At 71.5% G+C, this 23693-nt stretch carries 22 protein-coding genes and 1 pseudogene; 10 read left to right on the top strand and 13 right to left on the bottom strand.

Going from position 1 to position 23693, the window contains the following annotated elements:
• Positions 1-5: 5 nt before the first annotated feature.
• The 9 genes from ABZ860_RS28335 to ABZ860_RS28295 form a co-directional block, all read right to left on the bottom strand.
• A complete protein-coding gene (locus ABZ860_RS28335; protein ID WP_357225656.1) occupies positions 6-1013 on the bottom strand; it encodes a glycosyltransferase family 2 protein in 1008 nt (335 codons plus the stop codon).
• Positions 1010-2260, bottom strand: a complete 1251-nt coding sequence (locus ABZ860_RS28330; RefSeq protein ID WP_357225654.1) for a glycosyltransferase family 4 protein — start codon at positions 2258-2260, stop codon at positions 1010-1012. Before ABZ860_RS28330 ends, ABZ860_RS28335 begins: the two co-directional genes overlap by 4 nt.
• Complete coding sequence (locus ABZ860_RS28325) at positions 2257-3525, bottom strand: hypothetical protein (protein WP_357225652.1); 1269 nt, start codon at positions 3523-3525, stop codon at positions 2257-2259. Before ABZ860_RS28325 ends, ABZ860_RS28330 begins: the two co-directional genes overlap by 4 nt.
• Entirely contained in the window at positions 3513-4268 is a 756-nt protein-coding gene (locus tag ABZ860_RS28320; protein ID WP_357225649.1) for an NTP transferase domain-containing protein, read from the bottom strand. Before ABZ860_RS28320 ends, ABZ860_RS28325 begins: the two co-directional genes overlap by 13 nt.
• Positions 4258-4923 (bottom strand): HAD family phosphatase, encoded by a 666-nt coding sequence (locus ABZ860_RS28315; protein ID WP_357225647.1) that lies wholly within the window; start codon positions 4921-4923, stop codon positions 4258-4260. The genes ABZ860_RS28320 and ABZ860_RS28315 overlap by 11 nt, the downstream gene beginning before the upstream one ends.
• Entirely contained in the window at positions 4920-6125 is a 1206-nt protein-coding gene (locus ABZ860_RS28310) for a 2-phospho-L-lactate transferase CofD family protein (RefSeq protein ID WP_357225645.1), read from the bottom strand. Before ABZ860_RS28310 ends, ABZ860_RS28315 begins: the two co-directional genes overlap by 4 nt.
• Positions 6122-6880, bottom strand: a complete 759-nt coding sequence (locus ABZ860_RS28305) for a glycosyltransferase family 2 protein (RefSeq protein ID WP_357225644.1) — start codon at positions 6878-6880, stop codon at positions 6122-6124. Before ABZ860_RS28305 ends, ABZ860_RS28310 begins: the two co-directional genes overlap by 4 nt.
• On the bottom strand, positions 6880-7602 hold the full coding sequence (locus ABZ860_RS28300) for a hypothetical protein (protein WP_357225642.1): 723 nt from the start codon (positions 7600-7602) through the stop codon (positions 6880-6882). The genes ABZ860_RS28305 and ABZ860_RS28300 overlap by 1 nt, the downstream gene beginning before the upstream one ends.
• A 329-nt stretch (positions 7603-7931) precedes the next feature.
• A complete protein-coding gene (locus tag ABZ860_RS28295) occupies positions 7932-8423 on the bottom strand; it encodes an NUDIX hydrolase (protein WP_357225641.1) in 492 nt (163 codons plus the stop codon).
• A 351-nt stretch (positions 8424-8774) separates the two neighbouring features.
• Here ABZ860_RS28295 and ABZ860_RS28290 point away from each other — a divergent pair, with 351 nt between their 5' ends.
• The 4 genes from ABZ860_RS28290 (at position 8775) to ABZ860_RS28275 (ending at position 14352) form a co-directional block, all read left to right on the top strand.
• Positions 8775-10436, top strand: coding sequence for an extracellular solute-binding protein (locus tag ABZ860_RS28290; RefSeq protein ID WP_357225638.1), 1662 nt, complete (start codon positions 8775-8777; stop codon positions 10434-10436).
• Positions 10437-10459: 23 nt separating this feature from the next.
• Positions 10460-11428: an ABC transporter permease subunit gene (locus tag ABZ860_RS28285; protein ID WP_357225917.1), complete on the top strand. Its 969-nt coding sequence runs from the start codon at positions 10460-10462 to the stop codon at positions 11426-11428.
• The gene (locus ABZ860_RS28280; RefSeq protein WP_357225636.1) at positions 11425-12336 is read left to right on the top strand and encodes a carbohydrate ABC transporter permease; all 912 of its coding nucleotides are present in this window, start codon (positions 11425-11427) and stop codon (positions 12334-12336) included. The genes ABZ860_RS28285 and ABZ860_RS28280 overlap by 4 nt, the downstream gene beginning before the upstream one ends.
• Before the next feature lie 93 nt (positions 12337-12429).
• On the top strand, positions 12430-14352 hold the full coding sequence (locus tag ABZ860_RS28275) for a beta-galactosidase (RefSeq protein ID WP_357225635.1): 1923 nt from the start codon (positions 12430-12432) through the stop codon (positions 14350-14352).
• A gap of 23 nt (positions 14353-14375) precedes the next feature.
• On the opposite strand, the gene ABZ860_RS28270 is transcribed toward ABZ860_RS28275, so the two are convergent.
• Positions 14376-14732: a hypothetical protein gene (locus ABZ860_RS28270; RefSeq protein WP_357225633.1), complete on the bottom strand. Its 357-nt coding sequence runs from the start codon at positions 14730-14732 to the stop codon at positions 14376-14378.
• Between the two features lie 548 nt (positions 14733-15280).
• Between ABZ860_RS28270 and ABZ860_RS28265 the strand changes: the two genes are divergently transcribed.
• Entirely contained in the window at positions 15281-15661 is a 381-nt protein-coding gene (locus tag ABZ860_RS28265) for an STAS domain-containing protein (protein ID WP_357225631.1), read from the top strand.
• 180 nt (positions 15662-15841) lie between these two features.
• On the top strand, positions 15842-17290 hold the full coding sequence (locus ABZ860_RS28260; RefSeq protein ID WP_357225630.1) for an aminotransferase class I/II-fold pyridoxal phosphate-dependent enzyme: 1449 nt from the start codon (positions 15842-15844) through the stop codon (positions 17288-17290).
• 39 nt (positions 17291-17329) lie between these two features.
• Here the strand turns inward: ABZ860_RS28260 and ABZ860_RS28255 are convergent, their stop codons facing one another.
• Complete coding sequence (locus ABZ860_RS28255; RefSeq protein WP_357225629.1) at positions 17330-18526, bottom strand: glutamate--cysteine ligase; 1197 nt, start codon at positions 18524-18526, stop codon at positions 17330-17332.
• A 261-nt stretch (positions 18527-18787) separates the two neighbouring features.
• Here ABZ860_RS28255 and ABZ860_RS28250 point away from each other — a divergent pair, with 261 nt between their 5' ends.
• The gene (locus ABZ860_RS28250; RefSeq protein ID WP_357225627.1) at positions 18788-19162 is read left to right on the top strand and encodes an STAS domain-containing protein; all 375 of its coding nucleotides are present in this window, start codon (positions 18788-18790) and stop codon (positions 19160-19162) included.
• Positions 19163-19246: 84 nt separating this feature from the next.
• Complete coding sequence (locus ABZ860_RS28245; protein WP_357225625.1) at positions 19247-19684, top strand: ATP-binding protein; 438 nt, start codon at positions 19247-19249, stop codon at positions 19682-19684.
• Positions 19685-20569: 885 nt separating this feature from the next.
• On the opposite strand, the gene ABZ860_RS28240 is transcribed toward ABZ860_RS28245, so the two are convergent.
• Positions 20570-20818: a hypothetical protein gene (locus ABZ860_RS28240; RefSeq protein ID WP_357225624.1), complete on the bottom strand. Its 249-nt coding sequence runs from the start codon at positions 20816-20818 to the stop codon at positions 20570-20572.
• A gap of 23 nt (positions 20819-20841) precedes the next feature.
• Entirely contained in the window at positions 20842-21888 is a 1047-nt protein-coding gene (locus ABZ860_RS28235; RefSeq protein ID WP_357225622.1) for an NAD-dependent epimerase/dehydratase family protein, read from the bottom strand.
• A 222-nt stretch (positions 21889-22110) separates the two neighbouring features.
• Between ABZ860_RS28235 and ABZ860_RS28230 the strand changes: the two genes are divergently transcribed.
• Both ABZ860_RS28230 and ABZ860_RS28225 read left to right on the top strand, forming a co-directional pair.
• Complete coding sequence (locus ABZ860_RS28230) at positions 22111-23514, top strand: NERD domain-containing protein kinase family protein (protein WP_357225620.1); 1404 nt, start codon at positions 22111-22113, stop codon at positions 23512-23514.
• A gap of 85 nt (positions 23515-23599) precedes the next feature.
• Positions 23600-23693: pseudogene (locus ABZ860_RS28225) on the top strand (DNA-binding response regulator); the annotation flags it as partial.

Genomic DNA, 23693 nt, shown 5'->3' with positions numbered 1-23693 from the left:
GCCTGTCACGCGGCCTCCGCGCGGCCGCCGTCGCGCGGGCCGGTCAGCAGGCGCAGCGAGCCGGCGGCCAGGCCCGCGACGAGCACCACGTGGACGACCAGGTGGACGGCCATGAAGTAGGCGGCGAAGAGCGGCCCTCGCTGTCGTCGGACGAACCCGACCAGCTCCGGATCGGCGAGGACGAACCCGGCGACGAACACGCCGGGAACGGCGAGCAGGAGCGGGTGGAACAGCCCGAACGGCAGGCTCAGCAGCGCCAGCGCCAGCCCGGCCAGGGCGAGCCCGCAGGACAGGATGCCCGCCGGGCTGTTGGCGTGCTCCGGCTTGGCCGCGCCGCGCCGGGTGGTGGTCAGCGCGAGCGGGATCAGCGGCAGGGCCCGCCGCCACTGCTCGGTCAGGATCGGCAGCAGGCGGCTGCCGTCGTCGTGACGGCCCACGACCGTGTCGGTCAGCACGATCCGGCTGCGTACGGCGAGCCTGCTGCTGTATTCGACGTCCTCGCAGTCGCGCAGCCGCTCGTCGAGCCTGCCCACGGCGAGCAGCACGTCGCGGCGGACGGCGGCGAGGGCGAACACGACGCTGTTGACCTCCCCCAGGTGGCGGCGGCGCCAGTGCACGGCGTGGAGGATGCGATACCACTCGACCGGCCCGTCGTCGATCAGCGGCACGGTGTCGTAGACCCCGTGGACGCAGCCGACCTCGGGATCGTGCTCGAGGATCTCCATCGCGTTCGCGACGGCGTCGGGCCGCAGCGCCACGTCGGCGTCGAGGAAGAAGATCACCTCGCCCGTGGTGGCGTCGATCCCGGCGTTCCTGGCGGCGGACACGCCCCGGTTCTCCGGCAGGCGCACGACCCGGCAGCCCAGCTCCTCGGCGATCCGCGCCGAGCCGTCGGTGCTGGCGTCGTCGACCACGACGATCTCGCCGGGCACGCGGGTCTGCGCCAGCACCGACTCCAGGCACAAGCGCAGCGTCCTGGCCGCGTTGTAGCACGGCACGACCAGCGAGATCACCGCGTCGGTCCCGCGAGCACCCGCGCGTACACGGCGAGCGTCTCCTCGGCGGCGCGGCTCCAGCTCAGCGTCTCCCGCACCAGCCGCTCGCCCCGCTCGGCCAGGGCGCGGCGCAGCGTGGGATCGGTCATGACCTCGATCACCCCGTCGGCGATGTCGCGGGGATCGGCCGCCCGCACGAACCGTACGGCGGGCCGCGCGGGGTCGCCGAGGAAGATCCGGGAGAAGCCGTCACCCAGGATCACCGGCCGGGCCAGGGCCATCGCCTCGGTCGCCACCAGCCCGAACGGTTCGAAGAGCGAGGGGAACACGCAGGCGTCGGCCATCGTGTAGTACTCCAGCAGCGCCCGCCCGTCCACGAAACCGCCGGAGGTCAGCACCCGGCCGCCGAGCCCCGTCTCGGTGACGATGCGCGCGACGCCCGCCTCGTCGCCCTCCCCCACGAGCACCAGGCGCAGCCCCGGCACGGCCGGCGCGATGTCGCGCATGGCCTCGAGGAGCGGGTAGATGCCCTTCTGCCGTTCCAAGCGGCCGACGAACAGCAGCACCGGGTCCTCCTCGGCGATGCCGAGCCGGGCGCGCAGGTCCGCCGCGCGGAGGCGCAGCTTGTCGCGGTCGAACGCGGGGTCGGCGACCACCCGTTCGTACGTGCCGCCGAGGCGGACGACGTCGATCGGCGCGCGGTCCCAGCCCGCCTCCAGCAGTTGCTCGCGCACCTCCGGCGTCGCGACCACCACCCGCCGGGATGTCCGCGCCAGCCACCGCTCCAGTGCGGCGAACAGGTTGAGCGGGTCGGTGATGCTGCGCTGCGGGGCGACGCCGTACTCGGTGGTGTGGACGTGGAACACGACCGGGAGCCGCAGCACGTAGTGGCACAGCAGGCCGCACAGGAAGTTCGTCGAGTCGTGGACGGCGACGAGGTCGGGCCGCCGGCCGGGACGCAGCCGCCGCAGGAGCAGGAAGTAACGCCAGTTGCTCACCACGACGGTCAGCGCGAGCAGGAGGAACTCCACGCCCCGCGTGCGGTTGAGCCGCCGGCGGCGCGCGATCGCGCCGAGCACCCGCCCGCGCGGCCGATACACGGTGATACCTCCGGTCCGCTCCCACACCGGCAGGCGTCCGTCGTTCAGCGTGAAGACCACCATCTCGTGGTCGCGTGCCAGATGCGGCGCGATCAGCTCGGCGTAGCGGCCGAGCCCCGCCGTGATGTTGGGCGGAAACTGGTTGATGACGTGGGCGATCCTCACCCGCGCACCTCCAATGCGCCGGCCGGCCGGTAGAGCCGGGCGGAGACGGCCGTCACGACGGCCACGAGGACGAGATTGCTCAGGGCGAAGGCCACCAGCCCGCCGGCCAGCCCCTGCCAGGCGATGAGCGCCGCCTGGCAGGCGAGCGCGAGCGGCGTCCCGGCCAGCAGGCAGCCGATGAGCACCTTGGCCCCCCGCACTCCGTCCATGGTCAGGGCGACCTGCTGGAGGTTGAAGACCGTGTGCGCGCCGATCCCGAGCGCCGACAGCGCCATCAGGCCGAGCGAGTACGGATACTCGCCCCCCATGAGCAGGAAGAAGACCGTGCTCGCCGCGAACGAGAACACGGCGGTCGCCGCGAACACCACCGGGGCGATCCGGGCGATCCGCCGCATCACGGCGGGCTTGTCCGACGTCGCCAGCGTGGGCAGCAGCACCAGGCCGACGCCGTCGGTGAACACCACGCCGAGCAGCCGCTTGGGGAAGCCGTTGTAGACCGAGTAGACGCCGACGTCGGCCTGGGGCGCCCAGTGGTTGAGGAAGATGACGTCGACCCCGAACACCACCGCCGTGAGCGCGGCGATGGCCGTGACGTACGCACCGTGCCGGTAGAGCGAGCGGGCCAGCGCCCACGACCAGGACCGGGGCACCACGTCGAACCCGGCGACGGAGACCAGGGCGAAGGCCAGATTGGTGCCGATCAGCGCGACCAGGTACGGCTCGGCGTCCCGCACGCCGAAGACCAGCAGGCAGCACGCGGCGGCGCCCAGGTAGACGACGGCCACGGCGAGCTTGAGCCCGGCGACGAGGCGGAACCTCTTCAGCCCGCGCAGGAAGCTCTCGGTGAGCTGGTTGAGCGTCATCGACAGCGCCAGCGCCAGCGCGAAGGCGAGCGTGCGGGTGTCCACGCCGAGCGCGGCGGTCAGCAGCGGAGCGGCCGCGAGACCCGCGGCGAACACCGCCGAGCCCAGCACGAGCGTGGCCAGCAGCGCCGTCGTCACCAGGGCGGGCCGCGCACCCGGCTCGGCCCGCGGCAGCTCCTGGAACATGACGTAGTTGAGGCTGGTCAGCATGCCGACGGTGACGATCAGCGCGATCGACAGGACGACGGTGAAGTGGCCGAACGCGGCGGCGCCCACCCCTCGTGCGATGACGAGCGTGGTCGCGGCGGCGGTGCCGCTGGCCACGGTGCTCACCAGCGTGGGCCCCGCGGCCCAGCGGTGGGCGGCCAGGAGCCCGGCCGCCCGTTCCGTCAGCGCGCCCACCGCAGGTACGCCCGCCGGGCGAATTCGAGGTCGTCGGCCGTGTTGACGCCGCGCGCCTCGTCGGGGTCGCTCACGGGCACCACCGTCAGCGGCCGGTTCCGCTCCCCCGACAGGTAGGGCAGGAACGGCAGGAAGTTGACCTCCCCGGTGCGGGCGCCGAGAGCCGCCTCATCCAGGTAGCGCGTCCACGCCTCGTGGAGCCCTTCGGTGCTCAGGCAGAACACGCCCACGTCGCTGAGCCCGCCGGGCCGGCACTCGTCGCCCTCCCGCGACTGGCGCACCCGCAGCAGCGTCCCGGCGTCGTCCAGCTCGTACTCCACGTACGGGTCGGCCATCGGCACCAGCGGGAGCGTGAGCCCCTTCTCGTGCGCCCGGACGACGCGGCCGACCGTCTCGGGGGACAGGCCCGCCTGGTCGCCCCAGACCACGAGGATCGCGCCGTAGGCCTCCCAGTGCGGCGCGGCGCCGAAGATCGCGCCGCCCATGCCCGTGGGCGTGTCCTGCACGCTCACCGAGACCTCGCCGCCCGCGATCCGTTCCGCCGCCAGCGCGCGGAACGGCCCCTCGCCGTCCGGGGACATCACGACGTGGACGTGCTCGACGTACGGCCGCAGCCGCTGGTGGAGCACGTCCCACACGGTGACGCCGTCGGCGATCTCCACCATGATCTTGGGGATGCCCAGGCCCAGGCGCGACCCCCGCCCGGCCGCCGGGATCACCGCGCACATCCGTTCAGCCGGCACCGCCCACCTCCGCGTACAGGAGAGACACGATCTGTTCCAGGTCGCGTACGGCCACCGCACCGGGAGCGGGCTCGGCGGCGACGTGGACGTGCAGGGTCGCCAGGCCCGCGCCGACCGCCGACGCCACCCCGTGCGCGGAGTCCTCCAGCACCACGGCCGCGCCGGGATCGAGCCCCCAGTGCTCGCACGCGTACGCGTAGAAGGCCGGGTCGGGCTTGCTCGCCGGGACGTCGTCGCTGGTGAGCACGCCGCGGAAGTAGGCGCCCAGCGAGCAGGCCGCCAGCACCCGCGCGACCGACGCCCGGCTGCCGCTGGTGACGAGGTAGGCGTCGCGTCCCCCGGCGACCAGGCGCCCGAGCAGCCGCCGCGCGCCGGGGAAGACGGCCACCGCGCCGGCCCGCTCGCGATACAGCCGCTGCTTCAGCCGGGCCAGCCGGTCCGCCTCGCCGGTCTCGCCCAGCAGGCGCGCCGCCACCTCGCGGGTGCTCGCGCCCGCGTGGTCGGCGTACCGGAAGGACGCGAGCAGGCCGGGCGCGACCTCGGCGATGGCCTGCCGGAAGGCCGCCTCGTGGGCCGGGCAGGAGTCCACGAGCGTGCCGTCGAGGTCGAAGAGCCAGACGCGGCGGGCACACGCCTGTGCCAGGAGCGCCGTCATTGCGCCCGCGCCAAGGCCGCCTCGTCCCTGATCGCGAGCAGGGCCTCGGCCGTGCGCTCCGCATCGTGCAGGCCGGGGCGGGTGGGGTGTTCCAGGTCGGCGGTGACCCAGCGGGCCCCCGCCCACTCGCCCCGGTCGAGCACGCCCTGAGGCACCGCCGGGGCGTCCGGCGCGGGCCGGTGGCTCAGCACGTGGGTCACCAGCCGCCGGCCGTTGCGCGGATCGCCGAGGTAGGCCAGCGTGCGGTCCACGAGGTCGGGCGCGCTCAGCTCCCGGATGTCGTGGTCGCTGCGGGTGTTGACGACGAACACCTTGGCCGCCGCCCGGCTCCGCGCGACGGCGTCCGCCACGCCGGGCGTGAGATAGCTGGGCAGGAGCGAGGAGTGCGGGGTGCCGGGGCCGTAGACGACGAGGTCGGCGTCGCGAATCGCCTCCAGCGCCCGCGGGTTCGGCGTCACCTCGGCGCGCTCGCGGCCCAGGACCTCCCTGGTCCACGCGGGCGGCAGCGCCTCCAGCTCGGCCCGCCGCCGCGCGCCGAGCGGCTCGCGCAGCAGGAACAGGTCGGTGATCACTCCGGGGCCCTGCGGCGCGACGATGTCGGCCTCGTCGGCCAGCAGGCTGCCGTCCCGCCGGAGCGCGGCCAGGAAGGCGTTCTCCCCGTTGGTCACGTTGAGCAGCCGTACGGGTGAGCCGAAGGTGCGGGCGCAGGCGTCGACGGCGGCGTTGAAGTCCCGGCCGAGCCGCAGGTAGGCCCCGGCGAACACGAGGTTGCCGAGCGCGCAGTCGGCGAGGTCGAGCCCGTGCGGGTAGGCGGCGAGCCGCCGCGCGAACACGCGCAGGTCGGCCGTGACGGCCTCGCGGGCCGCCTCCGGCAGCGCGGCGAACGGGCCGCGCCGCGCGGCGATCGCCTCGATGACGGCGGTGAGCCCCGCGGGCGTCGTCCCGACCGGCAGCCGGTGTTCGAGCACGGTCGTCAGCGCGGCCTGCGCCGGATCGGCGGGGTCGAGGTGGAGCAGGAGGTTCTTGCGGAAGTCCGACGGCCCGAGCATCCCGGGCAGATAGCGCCGCAGCGCGCCGGTGGACAGGCCGTTGTCGTAGCCGTTGACGACCAGCGACAGGCCGACGCCCGGGGTGCCCAGCATGCCCCTCGCGATGCCGGCCGCCCCGCGGCCGCCGCTGAACATCGTCACCGCGACGTTCATCGGATCTCCTCGGGCGCGGCCGGCCGGCGCAGGACCCCCCGGCGCAGCAGCCAGTGGCGGTAGCCGAGATAGGCGACGAACAGGGCCCGGTCGCGGGCGCCGCGCCAGTAGCGCCAGCCGCGCGTGCCGCCGCCGCGCTCCCGGTGCTCGATCGGGACCTCCACCCACTCGTGGCCCATCTCGGCGACCCGCGCGGTGATCTCGGTCGAGCAGTTCATCCCGGCCGACTCCAGCGGCAGCGACCGGAAGAGCGGGCCGTGCACCACCTTGAAGATCGAGTTGAAGTCGCGGTAGTGCGTGCGGTGGAGCAGGTTGCTCACCGCGCCGCTGGCCGCCGACCCCCACCGGTAGGCCACGCCGTCGGCCTTCCTGATCCGGGCGCCGGAGAACGCCAGGGCCTCCCCCGCCTGGACGCGCGGCAGCACGCGGTCGAGGTTGGCGATCGGGAACTGGCCGTCGGAGTCGAGCAGCACCACCCAGTCGAGCCGGGTGCGGGCGATCGCGGCGGCGATGGCCGCGCCCGCGCCGCGGTTGCGTTCGAACGTGACGACGACGAGCCGCGGGCACCGGGCCCGCAGGCCGGCCAGGATCTCGCCGGTCGCGTCACCGCTCCCGTCGTCGCAGACGACGATCTCCCAGTCGCCCACGGCCGGGGTGTTCTCCAGGTAGTCCTGCCATTCGCCCACCACCGCCGCGATGGTGTCCGCCTCGTTGTACGCGGGCGCGGCCACGGAGATGTTCACGGCGACGCTCATCAGCGGCCACCGGCACTGTCACCCGCGCCCAGCAGGCGGCCGATCCAGCGGTCCAGGGGAAGCAGGTTGACCCCGACGACGATCGGGACGTGCACGAGCGCGAACACGATCGTCGCGCCGAAGGAGATCGGCCCCCCGGTGAACAGGTTGATGTGCGGCGCGTCGATGACCTCGGGGATGCCGACCGGGTTGACGACGAACCACATGATGTCGAGGAAGCCCGAGAACACGATGAGGACCCCGCTCACCATGATCTTCAGGCATCGGCCCGGGGTGCCCCCGCCGATGCGGTAGGCGGCGGCGACCGTGAGCACGATGCCCGGATAGAGCAGCAGATAGAGGTGCGTGTAGAAGCTGTCGCCCTGGGCCCGCGCACCGTCCCCGTAGTAGAACCAGCTGATCCGCGGGATGAGATAGCCGGTGAAGAAGACGAACGGGACGTAGAGCAGCCAGTTCAGCCGCGGCGACACCCAGGGGAAGACCGCGATCGCCACGCACAGGCAGGCGAACGCGACGAGCTTGGCCACCAGTTCCCAGGGCGAGCCGATCTCCCTGGCGTGCGGCGTGGCCAGCCACACGAAAACGAAGCCGAGCGCCCCGACGGCCAGGGCCATCCACCACAGGTGGGGCGCCCAGGGGCGGGAGCCGGCGCGGACGACGTCCGCCGGAATATTTCCGTCGAGTTGCGGCCGGGACGGAGGACTTTTGCCGAATGCCGTCATGAAGACGCGGCACCTTCCTTCCAACGTGCCCTTCGGGCAGGCGTGCCGGATGGCGCTGCGGAGAATGCAGCCGGGAGCGCGGGAGCGCTCCCACGCATTATGTCACCCTCATTCGGGAATTCGTCCGCAATATCAAATATTGGGCAGCAGATACCGTCATTTACGGCATCTGAGCTGGTCAGGGCTGGTTCCGGACGAGAAAATTGTACTGGCGGGTAGTTGAATTCCGCGCTATCGCCGCCGATTCATTGCATTACGGACACTGTCAATCGCGTTTGCGGGCCCATGTCAATTTTGGACCGGTCCTATTACGCCCCCGGGCACAATCCTCAAGCGGAAAGCGCCTCCCGAGCCAGCCGGCCCAGGAGGACGTCCAGGCTCTGCACCCGGCCCGGCAACGGGGTCGTGCCGTCCCACCATCCGATCGCGGCGATCTCGGCGCTGGGCCTGAACCCGCCATGCGGTCCGGGGACGCGCAGGGCGTACACGGCCGCGTACTCCGCGCGCCGCTCGGCCCCCAGCACGAACCGCGCGTACCCGGCGAAGGTGAGGTCGTCCGCCCGCAGCCCGGACTCCTCGCGCAGTTCCCGTACGGCCGCCTGGCGGGGCGTCTCCCCGGGATCGATCAGGCCGCCCGGCAGTTCCCAGCAGTCACGGAAGCGGTTGAAGACGAGGAGCAGCCGGTCCAGACGCGCGTACCGGTGCCAGGCCGCGACCAGCGCGAGCGGCGTCGGGGCGTCGGAGAACATCGCCTGCTCCGCCACCCGGTGGAACGCGATCAGCTCGTTGCCCGCCTCGTCCACCGCCATCGCGTCGGTCACGGCCACTCCTCAGGTCCGGGGGACGGCACCCTCACAGTGCCTCAGGATGCCTCAGGAGGCGAAGGCGGCCAGTCCTATGGTCTGGAGCATGACCGAGTCGCCCTTGGTGGTCGAGCCCACCGAGACGACCACCCTGCGCTTGAGGTCGCGGGTGGCGAACATGCCGGTGCTGTAGCCCCACCCGCGGCAGCAGCCTGCCGCCGAACAGCGCGACCGGCGGATCGCCCGTACGAACGATCCCGCGATGGCGATGAACGTTTCACGGAATCTTGTCGCCGCCCCGTTAACCCGGTTAATTTGTTCGGCCAATTGACGAACTAAATGACCGTCGTTTCCGGAAGGATGGCATCGATGAGCCAACCCCCCGGCGGCCCCCTGACCAGCCGCCGCGGATTTCTCGGAATGGTCGGCGCGGGCGCGCTCGCCGCCGGCCTCACCGGCTGCGCGGCCAAGAAGGAAGTGTCCAAGGGCACCGCCGTCGCCGCCGACAAGCTCAAGGGCCTCGTGCCCACCCGCGTGCCGTTCCAGGTGTCCGGCCTGTCGCCCGACCTGCCGGGCGGTGAATTCGTCGAACCCGGCTTCCTGACCAGGCCGGGCACGATGGTCCAGGCCGTGACCACCAAGCCGATCACCAGCGGCGCGGAGGTGAAGGCGATGACCCCGCTGTGGGGCACCGTCCCTCCCGGCCTCGGTGAGAACTCCTATTACGACGCCGTCAACGAGCGGCTCGGCGGGGTCGTCCGGTTCAACATCTCCGACGGCAACACGTACGTGGACAAGCTGAACACGATCCTCGCCAGTGGCGACGTGCCCGAGATGATCCAGATTCCGGGCTGGAACCTGATCACCATCGCCCACTTCACCGAGGCGGCCAACAAGCTCTTCGCCGACCTGTCGCCCTATCTGGCGGGCGACAAGGCCAAGGAGTTCCCGCTGCTGGCCAACTACGACACCGCCGCCTGGGAGTACGGGGTGTTCGGCGGCGTGCTCCAGGGCATCCCCTGGCAGAACGCGCCCTACCCGTTCGCCACGATCGTCCGCCAGGACATCCTCGACGAGTTCGGCCTGCCTCATCCCAAGAGCGCCGACGACCTGCTCACGCTGGGCAAGGAGCTGACCGACCCGAAGAAGAAGCGCTGGGCCTTCGGCGGCATGGACCAGGAGGTCCAGCGGGCGTTCGGCGCCCCGCGCGAGTGGCGCAAGCAGCCCGACGGCACGCTGATCTACAAGTACGAGACGCCGGAGTGGCAGCAGTCCATCGAGCTCCTGACGAAGCTGTTCGACGCGGGATACGTCCACCCGGACGTCGTGGCCAACCAGTTCGCCGACCACAAGGAGCCCTTCGGCAGCGGGCAGCTCGTCATGTACAAGGACGGGCTCGGCGCGATCCACGAAATCCTCGGCCGGTTCCTGCCCAGCAACCCGAAGATCGACGTGCGGGCGGCGGACCCCTACCCGGCCCACCCGGGAGGCAGGGTCATCGTCTGGCGCAACGAGCCCGCCGGCATGTTCTGCTTCATCAGGAAGGGTCTCGGCGACGCCCGCACCCGTGAGCTGATCGGCATCGCCAACTGGTGCTCCGCGCCGTACGGCACGCAGGAGTACGACCTGGTCAACAACGGCGTCGAGGGCAAGCACTTCACAGTGAAGGACGGGCAGGTCCAGCAGACCGCGCTCGGCCGCAAGGAGGTCGCCCCGACGTACATGTTCCTGTCCGGACGGCCCGGTGCGATCACCGAGAACCAGTATCCCGGCTACGTCGAGGCCTACCACGGCTGGGAGACGACGGCCTCGCGATACCTGGAGAACGACCCGTTCGTCGGCATCCGGGTCGAGGTGCCGTCCAAGATGGCCGCTCTGGTCAAGCCGACCGAGGACAAGATGAACGAGATCTTCCGCGGCAAGCGGCCGGTCTCGGAGTGGGCCACGATCCTCAAGGACTGGCAGGAGCAGGGCGGCAACGAGGCCCGCGAGTTCTACATGAAGGTCGCCAGGGAGAACGGCCGCCTGTGAGCGCCGACGCGGACACGAGGAGCGTGGAGGAGGTCCGGCCCGGGGCGGCCCAGGCCGGACCGGCCGCCGGCCGGCGGCGGGACACCTTCGCCGCGCGGCTGCGCCGGGACTGGCCGCTGCTGGTCATGGCCACGCCGATGCTGGTGCTGGTCACCGCCTTCTGGTGGATCCCGGCGCTGGGGAACGTCATCGCCTTCCAGGACTACAACCCGTTCACCGGCGGCATCCTGGGCAGCCCGATCATCGGTTTCACCAACTTCGCGGAGCTGTTCGGCGACCCGCAGTTCATCCGGGCGGTGGTGAACACGCTGGGCATCACCGCGTTCCAGCTCGTCTTCTACTTCCCGGTGCCGATCGTGCTCGCGCTGCTGCTCAACAGCGTGGTCTCCGGGCGGCTGCGGGCCTTCATCCAGGGCGTCGTCTACCTGCCCCACTTCTTCTCGTGGGTGCTGGTGGTCGCGATCTTCCAGCAGATGTTCGGCGGCGCCGGCCTCATCGCGCAGATCCTGCGCGACCACGGGCACGCGGGCATCGACTGGATGACGAACTCCGACACGTTCATCCTGCTCGTGACGGCCGAGACGGTCTGGAAGGACGCCGGCTGGGGCACGATCGTGTTCCTCGCCGCGCTCAGCACGATCGACCCCAACCTGTACGAGGCCGCGGCCGTCGACGGGGCCCGCCGGTGGCGCCGGATGTGGCACATCACGCTGCCCGGGCTGCGGCCGGTCATCGTGCTGCTGCTGATCCTGCGGCTCGGCGACGCGCTCAACGTCGGCTTCGAGCAGTTCATGCTGCAGCGCGGCGCGGTCGGCAGCAAGGTGTCGGAGGTCTTCGACACCTTCGTCTACTGGTCCGGCCTGCGCACCGGCGACTTCGGCTACGGCGCTGCGGCCGGGCTGTTCAAGGGCCTGGTCGGGCTCGCGCTCATCCTGGCGGCCAACCGGGTGGCGCACGCCCTGGGCGAGCGGGGGGTGTATTCGCGATCATGAGCAAGTCGAAGGTTTCCGGGCTCGCGCCCTGGGAGGAGCCCGGATCGTTCGCCGGGCGCCTCGGCAAGGGCGGCGCGCTGGCGGTCATCGTGCTCGCCGTGCTGCTGCCGCTCTACACGATCGTGCTGACCAGCCTGTCGTCGGCCGACACGGTGAACCGGGTCGGCGGCCTGGTGCTGGTGCCGGACGGCATCACGTTCGACGCCTACCGCCAGATCTTCTCCGACAGCGTGGTCAGCCGCGCGGTGCTGGTGAGCACCGGCGTCACCGTCGTGGGCACCGCGGTCAGCCTCGGCGTCAGCGTCCTCGGGGCGTACGCGCTGTCGCGGCCGGGGACGCTGTTCCACCGGCCGATCCTGTTCTGCGTGCTGCTGATGTTCGTGTTCTTCCCGGGCCTGATCCCGACCTACCTGATGGTCGCCTCGCTCGGGCTGAAGGACACGTACTGGTCGCTGATCCTGCCGTCGGCCGTGTCGGCGTTCAACGTCGTCGTGCTGCGCGCGTTCTTCATGAACATTCCGCGCGAACTGCTCGACAGCGCCCGCATCGACGGCGCCGGGGAGTTCCGCATCCTGTGGCGGATCGTGCTCCCGCTGTCGAAGGCGGTCACGGCCGTCATCGGCCTGTTCTACGCGGTCGGCTACTGGAACGCCTGGTTCAACGCCACGCTGTTCATCGACGACACCCGCAAGTGGCCGCTCGCGCTGGTCCTGCGGTCGTACGTCGTGGACTCCAACCCGCTGCCCACGGCCACGGTCGGCGTGAGCGGCTTCGGCCACGTCGCGCCGCCGACCCTTGCGATCAAGATGGCCATCGTCGCCATCGCCGTGCTGCCCGCCCTCGTCATCTATCCGTTCGTGCAACGTCACTTCACCAAGGGCGTCATCATCGGCGCCATCAAGGGCTGACGCCCTTCCCTCGACCGACGCCCCGCCGCGCCTCCCACCGGCGGGGCGTCGCCGTACGTCCCGTCGTCCGCCGGCAGAAAGAAGGGCACGTGCATGTCGCTGTGGTACGGAGGGGACTACAACCCGGAGCAGTGGCCCGAGGAGATCTGGGCCGAGGACGTCGCGCTCATGCGCCGGGCCGGAGTCACCCTCGTCACCGTCGGCGTCTTTTCCTGGTCGCGGCTGGAGCCGTCCGAGGGCCGCTACACCTTCGGCTGGCTCGACCGGGTGCTCGACCTGCTCGCCGACGGCGACGGCATCCGCGTCGACCTGGCCGTCCCGACCGCGTCTCCCCCGCCGTGGTTCTCCCTGGCGCACCCCGACGCCCTCACCGTCACCGGCGACGGCGTGCGGCTCTCGCACGGCAGCCGCGACACCTACTGCGTGAGCGCCCCGGCGTACCGGGAGGCGTCGCTGCGGATCACCCGCGCCCTCGGCGAGCGCTACCGCGGCCACCCCGCTCTGACCATGTGGCACGTGCACAACGAGTACGGCACGGCCTGCCACTGCGACCACGCCGCCGCGGCGTTCCGGGCCTGGCTGCGGGAGCGGTACGGCGGCCTCGACGCGCTCAACGACGCCTGGACGACCGCGTTCTGGGGCCAGCACTACTCGGACTGGGCGCAGATCACCCCGCCTCGGGCGACGCAGTACCTCCCCAACCCGGCGCAGGCGCTCGACTTCCGCCGGTTCGTCTCCGACGAGATGCTCGCCCACTTCACCGAGCAGCGCGACCTGCTCCGCGAACTGACCCCCGGGGTGCCCGTCACCACCAACTACGTGCTGGCCGGCTGGGCCTGCGTCGACCACTGGAAGTGGTCGCGCGAGGTGGACCTGGTCGCCGTCGACGACTATCCCTCCGGGCGGGGCATCGCGGCGGCCGAGCAGACCGCCTTCGCCGCGGACCTGGCCCGATCGTGGGCGGGCGGGCGGCCGTGGCTGCTGATGGAGCAGGCCACGGGGTATGTCCTGGGCCCGCGCACGTCGCCCAAGGAGCCCGGCGAGATCGCCAGGCACAGCCTGCAACACGTCGCCCGGGGCTCGAGGGGCGCGATGTTCTTCCAGTGGCGGGCCTCCCGCGGCGGCGCGGAGCAGTGGCATCCCGGCATGGTGCCGCACACCGGCCCGGACTCCCGCGTCTTCCGTGAGGTCTGCGCCCTGGGTGAGGCGCTGCGGCGCATCCCCGCGCCGCCCGACGAGCCGCCGGTCGTCGAGGCGCCGGTCGTCGAGGGGGAGGTCGCGATCCTGTGGGACGAGGAGGCGTGGTGGGCCGTCCAGGGGCCGGGTCTGCCGTCCACCGAGATCGACTACCTCGCGGCCGTCGAGCAGGCCCACCGGGTGCTGTGGCGGCAGGGCGTCGCCGCCTGCTTCGCCCATCCGTCGCACGATCTGCCGGCGTACCGGGCCGTCCTCGTGCCGAGCCTCTATCTGATCTCCGACGAGTCCGCCCGGAACCTCGCGGCGTACGTGGAGGGCGGCGGCACGCTCGTCGTGTCGTTCTTCAGCGGGATCGCCGACGAGCACACCCGGATCAGGCTGGGCGGCTACCCGGGCGCCTTGCGCGAGATCCTCGGCATCAGCGTGGAGGAGTTCCGCCCGCTCGCCGACCCGATCGACCTGCCGGAGTTCGGCCGTGCCACGGTGTGGAGCGAGGTCGTCCACCTGGACGGGGCCGAGGCGGTCGCCCGCTACCCCGGCGGCGGGCCCGCCGTCACGTGCCACCGCCTCGGCGGTGGCACGGCGTGGTACGTCTCGACGCGGCTCGACGACCCCGGCTACGCCCGCGTCCTCGCCCGCGCCGGCCTGGCCGGGAGAGGCATCCCCGGCGTCGAGGTCGTACGGCAGCGCGACCGGGTCTTCGCCGTCAACCACACCGGAGACGAGCAGCCCGTGCCGGTCCACGGCACCGACCTGATCACCGGCAGGCCGGTCGGCGGCAGGCTCGCCCCCGGTGGATACGTCGTCGTGTCCCTATAGATGCGCCGGGACGGCGGGCAGGGTCAGCGTCCGACGGGGACCCGGGGAGCGGGCGCCTCGGTAGCCGGCCGGCGGTGCCGGGCGGCCTCCACCGTCCCCTGTTGCGCCTCCTGTTGCGCCCCCTGTTGCGCCCTCTCCGGCTGCCCGGGCCGCGGCTTGTCCGGCGCCTGTTCCCGCGCGGGGCGGCCCTCGGCCTGCCGGATCGCGTCCTCCAGGTCGTCGGCCGCCGGCGCCTCCAGCATGCGGGGCACGATCGCCGTGCCGGCCCGGGGGACGGCCCAGAAGCTTCCGGTGCGCTCGCCGTACCAGACCATCCAGCCGGGCGTCCTTGCCGCCAGTGCCCGCGCCGCGTTCCTGCCCGCGGTGATCTCGTCCGCCATGCCGATCCTCCCGTTCGCCGTACTTCCGGGATCCGGCCCTCTACCCGCGCGCGGACGGGTCAAGCGCCGATGCCTGACGTTCACGTGACCTTCCGGATGGGCCGGTCAGGTCTGGGCCACGGACGCGGCATGGCTGGTAACGCGCGCATCAAGAAGGAATGGGAAGAGTAAGCATTTTTCGAGAAAGGCGGGATACGCCTCATTTATCTGGCTAGCTGGTATGTTGGAGGAGTTCCAGTCTCCACCCCCGCGAGACCGGGCTGCCCGCACCGGTCACCGCGCCCGGGCACCCGCCTCCGGCGATCGCCCGAGGGCCCCGAACCCCTGCAGGACAGGGGTTACCCGTGATCCTGGGACGTTCGGGACACACCGCCGAAGATCGCCGCAAACCCCAACTTCTTTACCTATTTGCCACATTCTGGCGTACATGTGGGATTGCCGGACGGACCCGCATCCCATCGACCGTCGCGCATTACCGGGACCTGACACTCCGCCGGGTAGCGTCGTTCAAGACAGTACGCCCGAAAAATATGGATGAAGGCGCGTATATGACAACGCAGCAGCTCGAGATTACTGTGAGCGATCACCAGCCGGCCGTCGTGGTCGCGCTGCGAGGTGAACTCGACATCGCCAGCGGGGACACGCTCCGGAGGGCGATCAGGAATCTTGTCCGCCAGGGTCGCAGCAAGATCGTGGTGGATGCGTCCGGTCTGCGGTTCTGCGACTCCTGCGGCCTGGAGGCGCTGCTGGACGCCCGGGACGACATCGAGAAGGCCGCCGGTTCGATGCGGCTCACCGGAGTTCACGGCATCTTGAAGATCGTCCTTGAGGCGACCCGGCTGCGCGACACGTTCGTCATCGACGGCACACCCGTCGAGGCCGTCGCCGCCATGGTGCTGTCGGCCTCGCACGACGTGTCCATGGTCTGAGTGTCCATGGTCTGAGTGTTCACGGCCTGAGTGTTCACGGCCTGACCGTTTGACCGACGCCCCCGCCCTCTCGTCGAGGGCGGGGGCTTCCGACCGCCCGCCGCGGTCGTTTGTGCCGGTCAGGGCCGGGTAGGCGCGGACGAGGGGAACGACCTCCGTCGTTCAGGGGAGGAACGCGACATGGATCAGTCCCGCGCACCTGTACTGGAGGCGCTCACCGCCTATCGCCGACGGGGAGACATCAGCTTCACGCCTCCGGGCCACAAGCAGGGGCGGGGAGTGGATCCGCGGGTCCTGGAGGTCCTGGGGGTGGACCTCTTCAGGGACGACGTGATGGTCATGAACGGCCTGGACGACCGGTTGCAGACCAACGGCGTGCTCGAAGAGGCCCAGCAGCTCATGGCGAAGGCGGTCAACGCCGAGCAGGCGTTCTTCTCCACCTGCGGCAGCTCCCTGTCGGTCAAGAGCGCCATGCTCTCGGTGGCCGGGCCCGGGGAGAAACTGCTGGTCGCCCGCAACGCCCACAAGTCGGTCATCTCCGGACTGATCCTGAGCGGCGTCGAGCCCGTCTGGGTGCACGGGGACTGGGACGGCGATCTGCACATGTCCTACCCCCCCACGCCGGAGGCGGTGGAGGAGGCGTTCACGGCGGCCCCCGACGCCAAGGGCGTCATCGTCGCCAGCCCGGTGGACTACGGCACCTGCGCCGACCTGGTGGGCATCAACGAGGTGTGCCGCAGATATGACCGGACGTTCATCGTGGACGAGGCCTGGGGCGCCCACCTGCCGTTCCACGAGGGCCTGCCCACGTGGGGCATGAACGCCGGGGCGGATCTGTGCGTGACGAGCGTCCACAAGATGGGCAACGGGCTGGAGCAGAGCTCGGTGTTCCACCTGCAGGGCAACCGGGTGGACCCGGCCGTGCTGAAGGCCCGCGAGGACCTGCTCGGCACGACCAGCCCCTCGACTCTGATCTACGCGGCGCTCGACGGCTGGCGCAGGCAGATGGTGGAGCACGGCAAGGACCTGCTCGACCGCGCGCTGGAGCTCGCGGAGTCGGTCCGTCGAGAGATCGGCAAGATGAACGGCCTGTGGGTGCTGAGCAAGGAGAACACCCGCGCCTTCGACATGGACCCGCTGAAGATCGTGGTCGACGTGTCGGGGCTCGGCGTCGACGGCTACCACGCCGCCGACTGGCTGCGCGAGCGCTGCCACGTCAACCTCTCGCTGAGCGACCACCGCCGCGTCAGCGCCGAGATCACCGTCGCCGACAGCGAGGAGACGGTGGGCGTGCTGCTCGACGCGCTGCGCGCCCTGTCGTCGGCCCGCGACCTGCCGCCGGCCGCCGCGATCGACGTGCCCGAGCCGGGGGAGCTGGAGCTGGACGTCGCGATGCTGCCCAGGGACGCGTTCTTCGGGCGGGTCGAGATCGTGCCCACCGGCCAGGCGGTCGGCCGGATCGTGGCCGAGATGGTCACGCCGTACCCGCCGGGCGCGCCCGCCCTGTGCCCGGGCGAGCGCATCACCCAGCCGGTGCTGAGCTACCTGACCAGCGGCCTCGAAGGCGGCATGGACATCCCGGACGTCAGCGACCCCAGCCTGAAGACACTGCGCGTCGTCGCCGAGTGACGGGGGTGTGACGGGAGCACCTGATCAGGACCGGCGCGGTCAGGCCCAGCAGGAGGCGGCCGTCTGCGCCACGAGCAGCTCGGCCACGTCACGCAGGCTGCCGCGCCGGGCGTACGCCACCCGCTGACGCGCCGCCCCCGACCCGATGCGGCGTAGGCGTTCGAGCTGGTCGGTCAGCGGCGTCCAGTCGCCGTTCTCCTCCAGCACCGGCCGCACGTGCTCGAGCAGGCGGTCGACCAGCCGCCAGGCCGGCACCCTGCCTCCGGAGAGTCCGGCGCCGGCGAGCAGATCGAGGGCTTCGCCGTCCACGCCGTCGCGGGCGGCCCTCCAATAGGCCGCCCGCAGCAGGGTGTCCTCGACGTCGGGGGCGGGGACGCCGGCCCGGACCTCGCGCAGCGCCGTCTCGGCCAGCCCCCGCACCAGCCCGGCCAGCAGCACGGTCTCCCCGGCCGTCGGGCACACGTCGGCCGCGCGGATCTCCAGCGTCGGCACGTGGTCGGACGGGCGGACCAGCCAGTAGATCATTTTCCGGTCGAGGATCGTGCCCCCGGCCAGCATGCCGGCGACCAGGCGCTCGTAGTGCTCGACGGAGCGGAAGAACGGCGGCGGCTCCGCGCTCGGCCACCTGCCCATCATCAGGGCACGCCAGCTCGCGTAGCCGGTGTCCCGGCCGTCCGCGATCGGCGAGTTGGCCGCGAGCGCCTGCAGGACCGGGAGCCAGGGCCGCAGGTGGTTGCTGACCCGCACCGCCTCCTCGCGGTCCGCGATCCCGACGTGGATGTGGCAGCCGCAGACACCCTGGCCGTCCATGACCGCCCCGAAGTGGCGGAGCATGGCCTGGTAGCGAGGGCACGGCGACAGCGGCGGCACTCCCGCGTTGCCGTCGAGCGCGGTGCCGCACGCGACGAGCGCGACCCCGGCGCTCGCGGCGGCGCAGGCGGCCGCGCGGCGCATCTCGAGCAGGTCGCCGTGCAGATCCCGCAGGGTGGTGTGCACGGCGGTGTTGCTCTCCAGTTGGAACTGCGTCAGTTCGAACACCAGCCGGTCCGCCCCCGGTCCGGCCGCCCGCTCGCGGATGTCCCGCGCCGCCGGGACGACCCGCCCGGTCCGCGGGTCGACGAGCAGGAACTCCTCCTCGACTCCGAGCGTGAGCGTCGCCGAACTCACGGTTGCCTGCGCGACGAGGGAAGGTCCGTGCACGGTGTCGAACTGGACCTCCCTTGTCACGTCTGGCATAACCGGTCTTTTCAGGAAGGGTCCAGTCGGTTAGTCCCCCATTCCCCCCGGCCATCGCGCGGAAAACCCCATATGGCGTTTCTTGACCCTCCAACCCGACCTTCCGGCCACCGTGGCGGAAAACTGTTCCGCAGGCCGTGCGCCCCGGCGCAGGGGCGTCGCTGCTCTAGACTGGCGAACCTGGCCGGGACCCCGGCCAGGCCATCCCCCCGCTCCCCCCACCGCCCGACCGTCCCCGCAGCGTCCGCCGAGGTGTGCTCCGTGACCGCCGCCGTCGTACTGACCCCCGTGTCCGCCCCAGTCGCCGACCACGTGCTGGTCGTCGCGCTTGACGGCGCCCTGGACTACACGAACGCCGAGCGGTTGCGCCGGGACGTCGAGTCGGCCCTCGGCGAGCAGCACCGCGAGCTCGTCCTCGACCTGAGCGGCGTGGGCTTCTGCGACTCCACGGGCATCCGGATCCTGCTGTCCGTGCGGAAGCTGATGCAGGAGCGGGACGGCGCGGTGACGCTGGCGGGCCTGAACGCCCGGCTGGCGAGGATCTTCAGAATCACCGGACTGATCAGCGCCTTCACCGTCGCGCCGAGCCTGGAGGAGGCCCTCGACACGGTCAGCGGGCGGTCGACCCCCAGGTGAAGGCAGGCAGCGGGTAACGAGACGGTAGCCTCGGTGACATCGGGCGGCAGACCCAGTCAGGAAAGACAGCGGCGAGGAGGACAGGTGGTGGATCACCGCCGGCAGTGGCCGATAACGGATGATCTCGCGGCGCTCCGCGAGAACATCCAGCGGTACGCCGTGCAGGCGGGCCTCACCGGCCCCCGGCTGGACGACCTCGTGATCGCCGCCAACGAGGCCGCCATCAACGTGCTCGAACACGGAGGGGGAGCCGGCACGCTGGCGATCTCCTGCGACGACGGCGTGCTCGCCGTCGACGTCGCCGACCACGTCGGCGTCCTGCGGCCCGGCGCCGTGCCGAGCGAGCGCCCCACCGGCCGCGGCGACCGCGGCTTCGGCCTGTGGCTCATGGGCGAGCTGTGCGACTCTGTGACCATCGACCGGGTCCCCGGTCAGTCGACGATCCGGCTGTCCATGCAGGTCGACGACGGCGCCGCCGACGGGGGCGCCGCCCATGTCGGGCGCAGCGCCCACCCCGTCTGAGCGGGCGCCCGCCCCCACCGCCCGGCCCCTGCCCCCCGTCGGCAAGCGGCGGCCCGTCGCGGACCCAGGCAGCGCCCGGGTTGACCCGGGTCGACCCCCGGTTGGCCCTGGTTATCGTCCCGATCCCGTAAACCGGGCCGTCACGGCTCTCCGGCCGCCATAACCTGGGTCCGCGACCTCCTCATGGCTGCTGGACGGCTACCTGAGGAATGCCCATGACGCGGCGGCAACCGCGATCAGGGCGCAGAGGCGGATGGTCCGGGGTGTGCTGTCGACCACGTCCCGGACCGCTCTGGCCACCTCTCCGATCCACGAGCCGAACTCCGGGTCGTGAATCCGCCCTTCGTGACGGCGTCCCCCGCTCCCGCGGGGCCTGATAGCAGTCATCGGGGCCCCCTCCCCATATGCGCTGTCCGAGACCGATGTCTCGGACCTGTCGATCGGCCCGATCAGGAATCCGTTCCCGGCCGGTCCGGGGCGCGCCATGGGCGGAATCCCCGCCGCCGTCGCGCCGCCGACCCGGTAGGAGGGATTCCGGACCTTTCCCTGATGTTCACAGGTGACCCACCGTGCACGCAACGAAAACGAGCGGCATTCGAGGTTCCGTACGATGAGTGACGATCAGATCACAGCTTGCGATAGCTTTTGATCCTGATTTGTCCAGCGATGCGAAGTTGTCTGTCCGATTTGTCCGCAGCGCTTTCCGGAATTTTGGGTCAGCGCGCGACACGCCGTCATTTGTCTCAGAGGACGGCATCGGGCGGCATATCCGGGCCGCCCGCACCCACGCCTCCACGACGCCAGAGACCACGTCCGGATGGGGATGCCGAGACCGATGTTACCGAACGTGACGCCATCGTCACGCATCAACGGGAGGTGGCGGCTTCACGCCCCGAGGTCGCGCACGGTGTTCTCGAGGCACCGCGTGAGCGCCTCCACCCGCTCCTCCGTCACGGGCTCGTCGGCGTGGGCCTCGGGCAGGTCGGCGCGGCGCACCACCACGAGGTTGCGGTGCCTCTCGTCGATCTGGTCGAGCGGCAGCACGAGGCACTCGCCCCGGACGAAGACCAGCGCGACATCCGGGTCGGCCGACTCCAGCAGCCGCCGTACGCAGTCGGGGTCGAGCAGCGTCATCGTGCCTCCCTCGCCGATGCCTTCTACGGCCGCCTGCCCACGCCCGTCGCGACCTCCTTGATCCGCTCTCGGCCGGAGTCGGGCGCGAGCGGCGGGGTCTCCATGCCCGCACCGCGCCGCATGCCGTCGATCACCGCGCGCAGGGCGTCCACCGCGCTGTGCCGGGGCTGCCAGCCCAGCTCCTCACGGGCGCGGGTGGTGTTCATGATCGGAATCTGCAGGATCATCTCCACCATGCCGGGCGAGGCCGGTATGAGTCGCAGGTGCCAGCCGGCCGACACCGCCGTGCGCACCACCGCGGCCGGGACCGGCATCCGCCGCGCGCCGAGCAGCTCGGCCAGCACGGCGGGATCGATCACGGGGTCGGCGGCGATGTTGAACGCGCCCCGCACGTCGCGGGTGAGCGCCAGCCGGAACGCCTCGCCGGCGTCCCGGGAGTGGAGGGCCTGGAACCGCAGGCGCGGCATGTCCGGCACGAACGGGATCAGCTCCGGCCGCACCAGCCGCTGCGGCAGGAACGGCCCGGCGAACAGCCGTCGCTGCTCGGTCGCGGCCTCCTCCTTGAAGATGAACCCCGGGCGCATCCGCACCAGGCGGATGTCCGGGTGGTCGCGCTCGAAGATGTCGAGCACGCGCTCGACGTAGGCCTTCTCGCGTCCGTACGCGGCGTTCGGCCAGCCGTGGGTCGGCCAGGACTCGTCGACGGGCGGGTCCTTCGGCCCCGGCGAGTACGCCCCCACGGACGACGAGTGGACGAGGACCGAGACCCCGGCCCGTACGGCGGCGTCGAAGACGCGCATGCTGCCGAGCACGTTGGAGTTCCAGGTGGTGACCGGGTCGTGCGTGGGCTGGAACAGCCAGGCCAGGTGCACGACCGCGTCGGCGCCCGCGAAGATCGGATCGAGGTCGTCCCTGAAGACGTCGGCCGTACGCCATTCGGTCTTCGCCGGGTGCCAGCCCGGCATCCGCCTGGCCACCCCGACGATCGAGGTCACGCTCGGCTCGGACTCGAGGGCGGCGAGCACGCTCGTGCCGACGTTTCCGCTCGCACCAACCACGACAACTCGCATGAAATACTCCGTTTCCTGGCATCCGCCGCTACAAACCGCGATAGCGCCCATCCCCGGCAATCGGGCGATCATGCGGCTCCGCGATCCCCCGGCTGGAGCGGGCCCGAAGATGGGGTTCCAGATTTCCCCTGGGACAATGCGGGGGAATCAGTGGTGGCGCGGGAATACCGCTACCTAGGAGGATTAAGTTCTCAATCTGGTCAGAGAGGCGGAGCGGCAGAGATGGCTCAGATCGTCGGTGGCGGACGCCCCGTCAATGACGCCGAGCGAAGGGTCATCGCGCACCTGCGGGACAACGCCCCTGACGACTGGCTGCTGCTGCACAACATCGAGGTTCCGCGCGGGGCCGACCTGTTCGAGGTGGACGTGGTCGTGCTCACCGGCCACTCCCTCGTGGTGATCGACGTGAAGGGAGCCCGGGGCCGGTTCGAGGTGTCGGGCACCCGGTGGTTCCCCCAGCACCGGGAGGCGTTCGGCTCGCCGGTGGCCAAGCTGCGCGGCACCGCGCGGGCGCTGAAGGGCCTGCTGATCGAGGAGCACCGCGAGCTGGAGCGGTTGTACGTCGACAACGTGGTGGTGCTGACCGCCCCCGGAGCCGTCCTCGTCGACCCCAGCGGCCGCGACGCCCGGCACGTCACCACGATCGCCGGGCTCATCCCCATGCTCAGCGACGTGTCCCGGGTGCGGCACGGGTGCAGCCGCGACGCCGAGCCGTACCGCACCGCGATCCTCGAGGCGCTGAACGGCACCGTGCGCCGCTCGACCGCGCCGCCGCGCTTCGGCAACTGGGAGGTGGAGGAGCAGCTCGGCGGCGACAGCCGGGTCACCGAGTATCGCGCCGTCAACGCGACCGCCCCGACCAGCGGGACCGTGCTGCTGCGGGTCTACCGGGCCGACCCGATGGCCGAGCAGCGGCGGCGGGTGGCCGAGCAGCGCCGGATCGCCAACGCCTACCAGTCGCTCGCCAAGATCCCACCGCATCCCTGCGTCGTACGCTCACGGGACTTCTTCGCGATCGACGACGAGAGCCGGTTCGTGCTCGTGCTCGACGACGTCCACGGGCAGGCCCTGCACCTGCACCTGACCGGGCGGAGGCTGGGCATCGACGCCAAGCTCGCCGTGATGGAGGACATGCTGGACGGCCTCGCCCACGTCCATGCCAACAACGTCATCCACCGGGCGCTGACCCCCGCCTGCGTGCTCGTCACCGACGACGGGAACGCCATGCTGACCGGCTTCGACTACGCCAAGCCCGGCCCGCGCAAGCACACCGTGGCCAACGAGCTGCCCAACATCCTCGACGTCCACTACGTCGCCCCCGAATGCCGGGCGCGTCCCGACCGGATGACCCCCGCCGCCGACGTCTACTCGGCGGGGGTGATCGCCTTCCAGCTCCTCACCGGCGAGCTGCCCGCGCCCGGCGTGGACGCCGAGCCGGACGCCGGCGGCGTCGCCCCCGAGGTCATGGACCTCGTACGGCGGATGCGCGACCCCACACCGGCCAAGCGGCCCGACGCGGCCACGGCCCTCGCGGAGCTGCGGGTGGCCCGCGACGCCCAGCCCCGGCGGCGCGCGCCGTTCGGCGGGAGGATCAGGAGCGCCCTGCGCCGCCTGTCCCGCCACTGAGTCCTGTCCCGCCGCTGAGTCCGAGGCGGCCACGCGGGACCTTCGTCACTTCTCCGGCGGCCCGAGGAAGGCTAACGTCCAGGTCATGATTCGGGTGTTTCTTGTGGACGATCACGAGGTCGTACGGCGTGGTGTGGCGGCGTTGCTGGACGCCGAGGACGACATCGAGGTCGTCGGCG

Origin of the sequence: Microbispora sp. NPDC046973 (assembly GCF_040644495.1) — a bacterium.
Classification (GTDB): domain Bacteria; phylum Actinomycetota; class Actinomycetes; order Streptosporangiales; family Streptosporangiaceae; genus Microbispora.
The sequence above is the reverse complement of the archived record's forward strand: the minus strand, read 5'-3'. Positions and strand labels throughout refer to the sequence as shown.

Bases quoted from the DNA above. Each gene is read 5' to 3' on its own strand.
- ABZ860_RS28315 (WP_357225647.1), bottom strand. From the start codon at position 4,923: ATGACGGCGCTCCTGGCACAGGCGTGTGCCCGCCGCGTCTGGCTCTTC.
- ABZ860_RS28310 (WP_357225645.1), bottom strand. From the start codon at position 6,125: ATGAACGTCGCGGTGACGATGTTCAGCGGCGGCCGCGGGGCGGCCGGC.
- ABZ860_RS28305 (WP_357225644.1), bottom strand. From the start codon at position 6,880: ATGAGCGTCGCCGTGAACATCTCCGTGGCCGCGCCCGCGTACAACGAG.
- ABZ860_RS28300 (WP_357225642.1), bottom strand. From the start codon at position 7,602: ATGACGGCATTCGGCAAAAGTCCTCCGTCCCGGCCGCAACTCGACGGA.
- ABZ860_RS28290 (WP_357225638.1), top strand. From the start codon at position 8,775: ATGAGCCAACCCCCCGGCGGCCCCCTGACCAGCCGCCGCGGATTTCTC.
- ABZ860_RS28280 (WP_357225636.1), top strand. From the start codon at position 11,425: ATGAGCAAGTCGAAGGTTTCCGGGCTCGCGCCCTGGGAGGAGCCCGGA.
- ABZ860_RS28275 (WP_357225635.1), top strand. From the start codon at position 12,430: ATGTCGCTGTGGTACGGAGGGGACTACAACCCGGAGCAGTGGCCCGAG.
- ABZ860_RS28270 (WP_357225633.1), bottom strand. From the start codon at position 14,732: ATGGCGGACGAGATCACCGCGGGCAGGAACGCGGCGCGGGCACTGGCG.
- ABZ860_RS28265 (WP_357225631.1), top strand. From the start codon at position 15,281: ATGACAACGCAGCAGCTCGAGATTACTGTGAGCGATCACCAGCCGGCC.
- ABZ860_RS28260 (WP_357225630.1), top strand. From the start codon at position 15,842: ATGGATCAGTCCCGCGCACCTGTACTGGAGGCGCTCACCGCCTATCGC.
- ABZ860_RS28255 (WP_357225629.1), bottom strand. From the start codon at position 18,526: ATGCCAGACGTGACAAGGGAGGTCCAGTTCGACACCGTGCACGGACCT.
- ABZ860_RS28240 (WP_357225624.1), bottom strand. From the start codon at position 20,818: ATGACGCTGCTCGACCCCGACTGCGTACGGCGGCTGCTGGAGTCGGCC.
- ABZ860_RS28235 (WP_357225622.1), bottom strand. From the start codon at position 21,888: ATGCGAGTTGTCGTGGTTGGTGCGAGCGGAAACGTCGGCACGAGCGTG.
- ABZ860_RS28230 (WP_357225620.1), top strand. From the start codon at position 22,111: ATGGCTCAGATCGTCGGTGGCGGACGCCCCGTCAATGACGCCGAGCGA.